Here is a 9,159-nt window from a genome sequence, read left to right on the forward strand (position 1 = left end):
CACTATAGAATTTTTATACAATCATTTCAATAAAGATACAGCTATCTTTCACTAGCTGCAACGTATCCGCTCATGATCGTTTGTTTAATTACCGCCACAGCCATATCGAGCTCTTCTTTCGTGACAATGAGCGGCGGCAGCAATCGAATAACACTCGGTCCAGCGGTTAGCACGAGAAGCCCATTCTCATGGATCGCAGGAATCAACGGTGTTATATCTTCATGACATTCAATGCCGACAAGCAATCCAAGACCGCGCACCTCTTTGACTAGCTCGATTCCATTTAGTGCCTCCTGAAGCTGCTGTAAAAAGTATGTTCCTTTTTCTTGCACTTCTTGTAAAAATTCTGGTTGAAAAATGACTTCTAACGTTGCTTTCGCTGCTGCCATTGCCAACGGGTTTCCGCCAAATGTCGAGCCGTGTACTCCCGCTGTAAACGAATCCCGCAAAAATGCTTTTCCGATCATCGCTCCGACCGGAAATCCGCTACCTAATCCTTTGGCGGTTGTGATAATGTCCGGTTCAATCTCAAAATGTTGGTAAGCAAACGCTTTTCCTGTTCGTCCGATTCCTGTTTGCACCTCATCGACAATCAACAAGGCACCGTATTGTTTGCAAAATTGAGCGACTTTCTGCAAAAAGACATCGTTTGCTTTTCTTATTCCACCTTCACCTTGAACGATCTCCAGCATGATTGCCGCAACTTGTTCATTCATTTCGCTTTCTAGCGCCTCGATATCGTTAAACGGAAGGTGAACAAACTCCGGCAAAAGCGGTCCAAACCCTTTATAAATTTTCTCCTGCCCCGTGGCGGACATCGTCGCAAACGTGCGACCGTGGAACGATTGTTGAAACGTGATGATTTTATGGCGTCCTGTATGTTTCCGCGCTAATTTTAATGCCGCTTCGTTCGCTTCCGCACCGCTATTGCAGAAAAAAACGTAATCACCACAGCTATGGGCAACGAGAAGCTGTGCCACTTCTTCTTGCAAATCGTTCGTAAATAGATTCGATACGTGCCAAACGCGATTCAATTGTGCTTCCAACGCCGCCTGAACTGACGCAGGCCGATGGCCAAGGTTGCAAACGGCAATGCCGGAAACGAAATCTAAATATTGTTTGCCGTCTTTCGCGATGACTTTTGCACCCTCCGCTGATTCAATGCTAATATTCCAACGGTTATACGTAGGAAATAACGCTCCCATTAGTAGACCCCCACTTCTTTGCGAATGCTCGTTCCATATAATTGACCGTTTGCATAAAACGGTGTTTTTCCGCTGACAATCATTACTTCATCCAATTCTTCCGACAAGGCAGCCGCTGCCGCTTTCACTTTTGGAATCATGCCGCCTGTAATAATCCCCTTCTCTATCATTTGTTCAATCGCTTCCACTGTCGCATGCTCAACGACCGAGCCGTTTTGCAAAATGCCCGGAACATCTGTAACAAACAGCAATTGCGCTGCCTTGACCGCTTTCGCAACCGCGCCTGCTGCCGTATCCGCGTTAATGTTATATTTTTGCCCATTTTCATCCGTTCCGATCGGGGAAATGACCGGAATATAGCGGGAACGAAGAAGCGCCTTTAAAAAGTTGCTATTTACTTTTACTACTTCTCCGACATATCCGAGCTTTGTTAAATCAATCGGCGCTGCCTCTAACAAGTGTGCATCCACACCGGAAACACCAACAGCCGGCATTCCGTACTGCTGTAATAACCCAACCAGCTGCTTATTCACTTTTCCAGCTAAAATCATTTCTGCGACTTCCAATACTTCTTTCGTCGTTTTCCGCAATCCGTTCACAAATTCGCTTGAAACGTTGAGCCGCTTCAACATCTGTCCGATTTCCGGGCCGCCTCCGTGAACGATGACCACGTTTTTGCCTTGTGCATACATCGCTTGCAAGCTTTCAAAAAATGATGGCGATAACTCGCTTAAGACGCTTCCCCCACATTTAATGACAATCGTGTCCTCCACTTCGCTCTTCCCCCTATCATTACGTGCGATAACTTGCATTAATTTTGACGTAATCATATGTTAAATCGCATCCCCAAGCGATTCCTGTTCCGTCGCCAAGATGAAGATCGACATCGATCACAATTTCTGCATTTTGCAAATAAGCCGTTGCTTCTTCTTCGGAAAATGGTTGTGGCTCGCTCGCCTTTAACATAACAATCGGTCCTAACGAAACATCGACACAATCTGGGTTGACGGTTGCCTCAGCATGGCCAATCGCTCCGATAATTCGTCCCCAGTTGGCATCGGCGCCATAAACCGCTGTTTTCACAAGGTTGGAGCCGACGATTTTTTTCGCGATGCGCTTCGCTTCTTCATCATTGACCGCGCCATGGACGCGCACTTCAATGAGCTTCGTTGCCCCTTCTCCGTCTTTAGCGATTTGTTTTGCTAAATCTTCGCACGTTTTCTTGAGCGCTTCATAAAATTTTAACCACTCTGGATGATTAGGTGTAAGTTCCTCATTTTCCGCCAGCCCGCTCGCCATCACAACGACCATATCGTTCGTCGATGTTTCGCCATCAACGGTAATTTGGTTAAATGATACATCGGTAATCGAACGGAGCACTTGCTGCAACGTTTCTGAAGAAATATTGGCATCAGTGGTGATAAAGGCAAGCATCGTTGCCATGTTCGGATGGATCATTCCTGATCCCTTCGCCGCTCCGCCAACCGTCACTGTTTTTCCGTCAATCGTCGTTTGATAGCACGCCTGCTTCATCACTGTATCGGTCGTTAAAATGGCGGTTTGAAAAGCGTGAGCCCCTTCTTCCGAATCGCTCGGCTGCAGCTTTTTCATGCCAGCGCGAATTTTTTCCATCGGTAAAAATTCGCCGATCACTCCCGTGGAGGCGACCGCTACATAATGCGGCGGCAAGCCAAATTGAAGAGCGCATAACTCCCGCATTTCATACGCGTCTTTTAATCCTTGCTCACCTGTACATGCGTTCGCACAAGCACTGTTGACAACTACAGCCTGCAGCTTTTGTTCAGCAGCGATGCTTTGCTGCGTCACTTTCAGAGGAGCCGCCTGAAAATGGCTTTGCGTATAGACAGCCGCGCATGAAGCAGGCACATCACAAACAATGACCCCTAAATCTTTTTTCGCATAGCGCAATCCGGCATGAACGCCTGCTGCTTTAAATCCTTTTGGCGTGACGACCGTTCCGTCCGCAATATAATAAACTTCATGTTCTTGCTTCGTTAACATCATTTCACAGTCCCCTTCCTATGGATAAATCGGTGCGAATAATAGTCCGCTCGTTTCATCCCATCCCATCATAACATTGAAATTTTGAATCGCTTGGCCTGCAGCCCCTTTGACTAAATTATCGATAACTGATACGACCGTCACTCGCCCTGTTCGCTCATCGTAGGCGATACCGATGTCACAATAGTTCGATCCGTACACTTCTTTCGTTGAAGGAAATTGCCCTTGCTTACGAATGCGAACAAATGTTGAATTTTCATAACTTGTTTTATATAAATCTAGCAACATTTCAACTGACACATCGGTTTTCGCTTTCGCATAAATGGTCGCCATAATTCCGCGCGTCATCGGAATGAGATGGGTGCTAAACGTAATCGGCTGAATGTGTTCGTCCCAATCGGTCAACATTTGTTCGATTTCCGGAATATGCTGATGGGCATTTACTTTATAAATTTTGACATTTTCATTGACTTCGGAAAAATGTGTATTTAATGACGCTTGCCTGCCGGCTCCCGATACTCCGGATTTTGCGTCCACTACAATCGAATCTTCTTCGACTAACCTATTTTTCACAAGCGGCGCTAACCCAAGCAATGTAGCCGTCGGGTAACAGCCAGGATTGGAAAGGAGCTGCGCGCTTCGAATGTTTTCCCGATTCCACTCCGTCAATCCGTACACTGCTTGCTGCAAATACTTATTTTGCGCCGTTTGCCGTTTGTACCATTTTTCATATACTGTTCGGTCTTTCAACCGGAAATCTCCGGATAAATCAATCACTTTCATTCCTTGGTCGATCAATAATGGCGCAAGTTCGCTTGACACTCCCGGCGGCGTCGCAAAAAAGACGACCTCACATGTCGATACGATTTGTTCTATATCAATTTTGCGAAGAATCAAGCCTTCCCTTTCTCCAATGTGCGGGAAACTGTCCGCGAGAAGCGCTCCATCCTGTGACGAAGAATAAACGAAACAATTGCTTACGTGTGGATGATGCTGCAAAAATCGCAACAGTTCAATGCCGCCGTACCCTGTTGCGCCAATGATTGCGATATTCATGCCCTGCCTCCTCGATCCAATTCTCTTTCATGTAGTTATCATTATAATACTGCATAAAAATAAAATCAAATGTATATTTAATTATTTTTATTTTATTCTGCTTGATTTTCTTTCAGTATTTAATATATACGTAGTAAAAATAGTGATCGTACAATTGACTTTCCTTCTTTTTTTCGATTAAATCAATAGTACTACTAATCAGTAGTATCGATAAAGGTGGTTGAAATATGGAGAACATGTCAGTTGAACTTCAAGAATTGTTAAATAGTTCCCATCGCCATGTGGAAATAAAGAAAGGAACGCACTTATTTCGCGAAGGCGAAAAAGCAGATGAAGTGTATTACATTCAATCGGGAAAAATACAAATTAGCAAAATCGCAGCGGATGGACAGGAACTCGCATTGCGAATATGCAGCAAAGGGGATGTTGTCGGCGAATTAACCCTTTTTTGTGAAGATGCGAGGTATCTTTTAAATGCAAAAGTGATCGAAGACGGAATCGTTGCCTGTATTAAACGCGAGGTGTTAGAAAAAAGCTTGTTCGAAAATAGCAAATTGGCGCTTGAGTTTATGAAGTGGATGAGCGATCATTTCCGAAAAACCCAGACAAAGTTTCGCGACCTCGTCCTTCACGGAAAAAAAGGTGCATTATACTCGACGCTTATTCGCATGTGCAACAGCTATGGAGTCATGAAAGGGGACGGCATTTTAATTAATTTGCATTTAACGAATCAAGATCTTGCAAACTTTTGTGGTACCTCTCGTGAAGTTGTCAACCGCTTATTGAACGATCTCCGCAAACAAGAAATCATTTCAATCAAAAATGGAAAAATTAAAGTGCATAACCTAGCTTATTTACGAAGTGAAATCGATTGCGAAGATTGCCCGCCGGAGATATGTTGCATCGATTAAAAAAGACGTTCAGCGAATGAACGTCTTTTTTATGCAAGAAACAGGAGCATCGCTAGACCAAAATAAACCGCGTTAGCGATTTCTAAAACGCCTACTTTCATTGTCGATATTGATTTTCCGTATAAATATAGAGCCCGAACGACACTCGGCACGTAGGCGAGCGCAAACAGCGGATATCCAGCTATGATTAATCCAACTACTAATAGTAGATGGTATCCCCATGAAACCCATTTATACATAGGATTTTTCTTTTCCCGAATCATCGTTTTCACATAAAAGGTGCTCCCGATAAAAAAGAAAAAACAAAACATATACAATTCCCATGCTTGCATCGTTAATGTACCACGGCTAATATAAAAACTCGCCAAACCGCCTATACAAAAGGAGGCGATCGCCGCCACGTCATTAAGTAACGCCCGCTCATCTTTCTTTTTCGCATAATAAAGATTCACGAAAAAAAACGGAACCATGGCAAGGCCGAAATAGACAAGCTTCCATTGGAAAAAGAGCGGAATGGCGAGCATGATCACAGCGACCGAAAAATAACAGTAAAACCAGCGCATATACTCGCCTTTTCGCTTCGTTTTCATCGCCATTAAAAACGGATATGCCGCTAAATATAAACCTAGCCATCCGAGAAATAATGGAAGATGAAGCAAAGAAATGCCTCCCGCATAAGCTCCTAATAAAAACGGAATGACCAACATTGCCCAAGCACCATGTTGTTTTGGAATGAGCATCTTTTTTCACCCCTCTGTTCCGGTTCATCCTCCGCTTACCGGCGGGATGAATGCGATCGTATCACCCGGCTGGAGCAGCTGGCCTTCTTGCGCATACTCCTCGTTTACCGCTACCATCACATGCTGCAAATCGAGGCCGTAATCCGTTTCAAGCTGCTGCTTTAACTGTTTAATGGTGATCGGTGTATACTCCATTTTGATTTGTTCGTTTCCGACCGCTTCTTTTAAATAGGAGAAAAAAAGTAACGTAATCATGCCAAATCCTCTCCTTCCGGCTTCCCTGTCGGATACGCCTTTGTTTCGAGCTGATTTCCGACCCATTCTGTTCCGTCTTCCCAATGCTCTTTTTTCCAAATCGGGACAATTTGCTTAATGCGCTCAATCGCATATTGATTCGCTTCATAAGCATCTTTTCGGTGCGGAGTGGAGACAGCGATCACAACGGCAAGGTCAGAAATGTCGAGCCTGCCGATTCGATGAGTAATCGCTACTTTCGCTTCTGGCCATCGTTCACTAATTTCTTTTCCGATTTGCTCTAACATTTTTTCCGCCATCGAAACGTATGCTTCATATTGTAAAAACAACGTTCGCTTTCCGTTTGTAAACTCCCGCACCGTTCCGATGAAAGCCGTCACCGCTCCTGCTTCAGGGCGAATGACCTTTTGCACGACTTCTTCAATCGAAATCGGCTTGTCCGTAATCGTAAATAATGATGTGCTCATACGGTTTTTTTCACCTCATTCATTAACCATTGTAAATATTTCTCTTCATCATCGATCGCAAAAACGGGATACGGCAGCGACGAAACCGGTTCCCAAGAAATGACCGCCGCAATATTTTTTAAGTTACAAAGCTGCTGCCAATCGGAAGCGTTCCGAATCATGACAATTTTTCGATATCGCTCATATTTGTACCCTTCAACGATTACAAAGTCAAGGGGCAGAAAAGAATAAATATGTAAAATTTGCGGCAATGTCCATTCGCGCTGAAAGGCATACAGCTGCAATAAGCCGCTTCCTTCTACGGACGCAACAAGTGCTCCCGCTGCCTGATGGCGGCTTGAATCGTTAGCAGCGCAGGCGATGTCCGGGTAACCGCCATGCCCGTGATGCTTTATCGTTCCGACTTTATATCCTTCTGCGGCCGCTTTTCTTACCCATTTTTCCACTAATGTCGTTTTTCCACTGTTTTTATAGCCGACAACTTGCCAAACGTTCATTGCGCGCTTCCTTTTTCGTTTTCTAATAGCCATACATCGACGAGATCGCCTTTTGCAAAACCGCGCGTCCCTCCCGGCAACACCATCAATGCGTTCGCTTTTGCTAAGGAGGTGACGATATTCGATTTATCCATCCCGACCGGCGAAACGTATAACTGTCCTTCTTTGGCGCTTACATAGCTTCTGACAAAACGCGTAAACGGGTTCGGCTTTGGAAAATCTGACAACAATGTCGCTTTTGTTTTGTATAAATACGGTTTCGATGAATATAACATCGTCCGAATCACGGGGCGAACGAATAGTTCATATCCGACATAACATGCAGAAGGATTGCCTGATAAGCCGAATAACAACTTTCCATCGATTTGTGCTACTGTTGTGACGCTTCCTGGACGCATGGCGATTTTATTAAATAACACTTCCGCGCCGAGACGCTCATAAATGACTGGCAAATAGTCATAATCGCCGACGGAAACACCGCCTGTCGTGATGAGAATATCGACTTCGTGCAATACCCGCTCAATCGCCGCAAAACATTGGTCGGCATCGTCGGCTAATTTTCCAAAATAGACAGGAGTGGCTCCACTGCGAATCGCCTGAGCCTGGATCATATAAGCATTGCTGTTGCGTATTTTCCCCGGAGCAAGCGGCTCCGAAACATCCAACAGTTCGCTTCCTGTCGCAAAAATTCCGATTTTCGGCTTTTTCGCCACTTTTACTTTGGCGTACCCAAATGTCGCTAACAGCGCTTGCACTCCCGGATTAATGAACGTTCCTTTTTCGACCAACACCTCACCTTTTTTCGTGTCTTCCCCTTGAAACGAAATATTATCCCCCGGACGGAACGAACGCTTGATCGACATATATGTTTTCCCGTCTCGTTCATATTCGTTTGTGACTTCAAACATCACGACAGCATCGCAGTCGTTCGGAATTTGCGCTCCTGTCATGATGCGCACCGCTTGAAATGGTCCGACTTCTTTTGTTGCTACTTGTCCCGCTCCAATTGTTTCGATGACTTCAAATTCAATTGGATGTTCGAGGCTCGCTAACGCTGAATCTGCTGCCCGAATCGCAAAGCCGTCATACGGAGAGCGGTCAAATGGCGGAACATCGTGATCGGCCTGAAGATTTTCTGCTAAGTATCTTCCGTACGCTTCTTCAAGTGGAACGACTTCCGCTTCCCCTTCTTTGGCAAACTTCATCACTTTTTGAATCGCTTCCATTACCGGAATCGGTGTTCTTTTTTCAACCACAATGAATCCCTCGCTCACATTTCAGTTTATCGTTATATATATTGTACCGAAAAATAAACGAAAAAAGTTGTGACGTCTGTCACAATTTTATGTTTCCGAAGCCGCTGACACGGTTTGTTCAAAATCTGTTCAAATGTGTGATGCACATCACGACTTCCACCAAAAAAAGGCGATATGCTTACATTGTAAACGCAAAAAGCAGGTAGCGTCAAAAAATCTATGAAAAGTAATCACGAGCTGCCTTTTGAAGGAAAATGAAGGGGGATGGTGGAATCGGATTCGCCCTTGACCAACACTCGCCAAAGGAAAGAAAGGGTCAGTAAGGGCAAGGGCAGAAAAAAAGGGCATAGGAAAGCAGCCCTTGCCCATTCCTTATTTTACCTTTGGCGAGGTTCGGATGGTCAAGGGTACGCTCCGCCGAATCCCTACTAGACAGCCTGTTGTTCCAGAAAATCTTGTGCCATGGCAATCAGCTTGCCCCAACGCGCAGGCATATGTGGAAGGCTGTCCAACTCTGGGAGGACGACCGGCACTCGGCTTTCTAATGCCCCATGTGGGCGCAAGAAGTTGAAATACGCCACAAAGAGCGTGACAAAGGAAACCGAACCTTCTTCTGCACCGAAGCCGTGAGTCGGTCGATAGTTCCCTTTAAATGTTCGGTGGAATCGTTCGATGATCTGTTTCAATGGTCGAAACTCTTCCGACACGGGATCTTCATTGGTCAACCCGATGACTTGTCGAACATCGAAA

General features: G+C 45.1%; 10 protein-coding genes and 1 pseudogene. 1 reads left to right on the plus strand and 10 read right to left on the minus strand.

What is annotated here, in order from left to right; all coding sequences use genetic code 11:
- Window positions 1-41 precede the first annotated feature (41 nt).
- Genes HNQ34_RS12935 through argC form a run of 4 tightly spaced genes read right to left on the minus strand, consistent with a single transcriptional unit; the run spans window position 42 to window position 4,283 of the window.
- A complete protein-coding gene (locus HNQ34_RS12935; RefSeq protein ID WP_183255236.1) occupies window positions 42-1,205 on the minus strand; it encodes an acetylornithine transaminase in 1,164 nt (387 codons plus the stop codon).
- Complete coding sequence (argB, locus tag HNQ34_RS12940; RefSeq protein ID WP_183255238.1) at window positions 1,205-1,978, minus strand: acetylglutamate kinase; 774 nt, start codon at window positions 1,976-1,978, stop codon at window positions 1,205-1,207. Before argB ends, HNQ34_RS12935 begins: the two co-directional genes overlap by 1 nt.
- Before the next feature lie 19 nt (window positions 1,979-1,997).
- Entirely contained in the window at window positions 1,998-3,230 is a 1,233-nt protein-coding gene (gene argJ, locus HNQ34_RS12945) for a bifunctional ornithine acetyltransferase/N-acetylglutamate synthase (protein ID WP_183255240.1), read from the minus strand.
- Between the two features lie 15 nt (window positions 3,231-3,245).
- A complete protein-coding gene (gene argC, locus HNQ34_RS12950) occupies window positions 3,246-4,283 on the minus strand; it encodes an N-acetyl-gamma-glutamyl-phosphate reductase (RefSeq protein WP_183255243.1) in 1,038 nt (345 codons plus the stop codon).
- A gap of 227 nt (window positions 4,284-4,510) precedes the next feature.
- Between argC and HNQ34_RS12955 the strand changes: the two genes are divergently transcribed.
- The gene (locus tag HNQ34_RS12955; protein WP_183255245.1) at window positions 4,511-5,194 is read left to right on the plus strand and encodes a Crp/Fnr family transcriptional regulator; all 684 of its coding nucleotides are present in this window, start codon (window positions 4,511-4,513) and stop codon (window positions 5,192-5,194) included.
- A 29-nt stretch (window positions 5,195-5,223) separates the two neighbouring features.
- Here HNQ34_RS12955 and HNQ34_RS12960 read toward each other — a convergent pair whose 3' ends face one another.
- From HNQ34_RS12960 to HNQ34_RS12985, 6 genes and pseudogenes are all read right to left on the minus strand, one after another.
- On the minus strand, window positions 5,224-5,934 hold the full coding sequence (locus HNQ34_RS12960) for a YwiC-like family protein (protein ID WP_183255247.1): 711 nt from the start codon (window positions 5,932-5,934) through the stop codon (window positions 5,224-5,226).
- Between the two features lie 24 nt (window positions 5,935-5,958).
- Window positions 5,959-6,189 (minus strand): molybdopterin converting factor subunit 1, encoded by a 231-nt coding sequence (moaD, locus tag HNQ34_RS12965; RefSeq protein ID WP_183255250.1) that lies wholly within the window; start codon window positions 6,187-6,189, stop codon window positions 5,959-5,961.
- Window positions 6,186-6,656 (minus strand): molybdenum cofactor biosynthesis protein MoaE, encoded by a 471-nt coding sequence (locus HNQ34_RS12970; protein ID WP_183255252.1) that lies wholly within the window; start codon window positions 6,654-6,656, stop codon window positions 6,186-6,188. Before HNQ34_RS12970 ends, moaD begins: the two co-directional genes overlap by 4 nt.
- Complete coding sequence (gene mobB, locus HNQ34_RS12975) at window positions 6,653-7,153, minus strand: molybdopterin-guanine dinucleotide biosynthesis protein B (protein ID WP_183255254.1); 501 nt, start codon at window positions 7,151-7,153, stop codon at window positions 6,653-6,655. The genes HNQ34_RS12970 and mobB overlap by 4 nt, the downstream gene beginning before the upstream one ends.
- Window positions 7,150-8,409: a molybdopterin molybdotransferase MoeA gene (locus tag HNQ34_RS12980; RefSeq protein WP_183255256.1), complete on the minus strand. Its 1,260-nt coding sequence runs from the start codon at window positions 8,407-8,409 to the stop codon at window positions 7,150-7,152. Before HNQ34_RS12980 ends, mobB begins: the two co-directional genes overlap by 4 nt.
- 428 nt (window positions 8,410-8,837) lie before the next feature.
- Window positions 8,838-9,159, minus strand: a pseudogene (locus HNQ34_RS12985) (DDE-type integrase/transposase/recombinase); the annotation flags it as partial.

Origin of the sequence: Anoxybacteroides tepidamans (genome assembly GCF_014201465.1) — a bacterium.
Classification (GTDB): domain Bacteria; phylum Bacillota; class Bacilli; order Bacillales; family Anoxybacillaceae; genus Anoxybacteroides; species Anoxybacteroides tepidamans.

Excerpts from the sequence above, each read along its gene's own strand:
- HNQ34_RS12935 (WP_183255236.1), bottom strand. The coding sequence starts at position 1,205 with ATGGGAGCGTTATTTCCTACGTATAACCGTTGGAATATTAGCATTGAA.
- argJ (WP_183255240.1), bottom strand. The coding sequence starts at position 3,230 with ATGATGTTAACGAAGCAAGAACATGAAGTTTATTATATTGCGGACGGA.
- argC (WP_183255243.1), bottom strand. The coding sequence starts at position 4,283 with ATGAATATCGCAATCATTGGCGCAACAGGGTACGGCGGCATTGAACTG.
- HNQ34_RS12955 (WP_183255245.1), top strand. The coding sequence starts at position 4,511 with ATGGAGAACATGTCAGTTGAACTTCAAGAATTGTTAAATAGTTCCCAT.
- HNQ34_RS12960 (WP_183255247.1), bottom strand. The coding sequence starts at position 5,934 with ATGCTCATTCCAAAACAACATGGTGCTTGGGCAATGTTGGTCATTCCG.
- moaD (WP_183255250.1), bottom strand. The coding sequence starts at position 6,189 with ATGATTACGTTACTTTTTTTCTCCTATTTAAAAGAAGCGGTCGGAAAC.
- HNQ34_RS12970 (WP_183255252.1), bottom strand. The coding sequence starts at position 6,656 with ATGAGCACATCATTATTTACGATTACGGACAAGCCGATTTCGATTGAA.
- mobB (WP_183255254.1), bottom strand. The coding sequence starts at position 7,153 with ATGAACGTTTGGCAAGTTGTCGGCTATAAAAACAGTGGAAAAACGACA.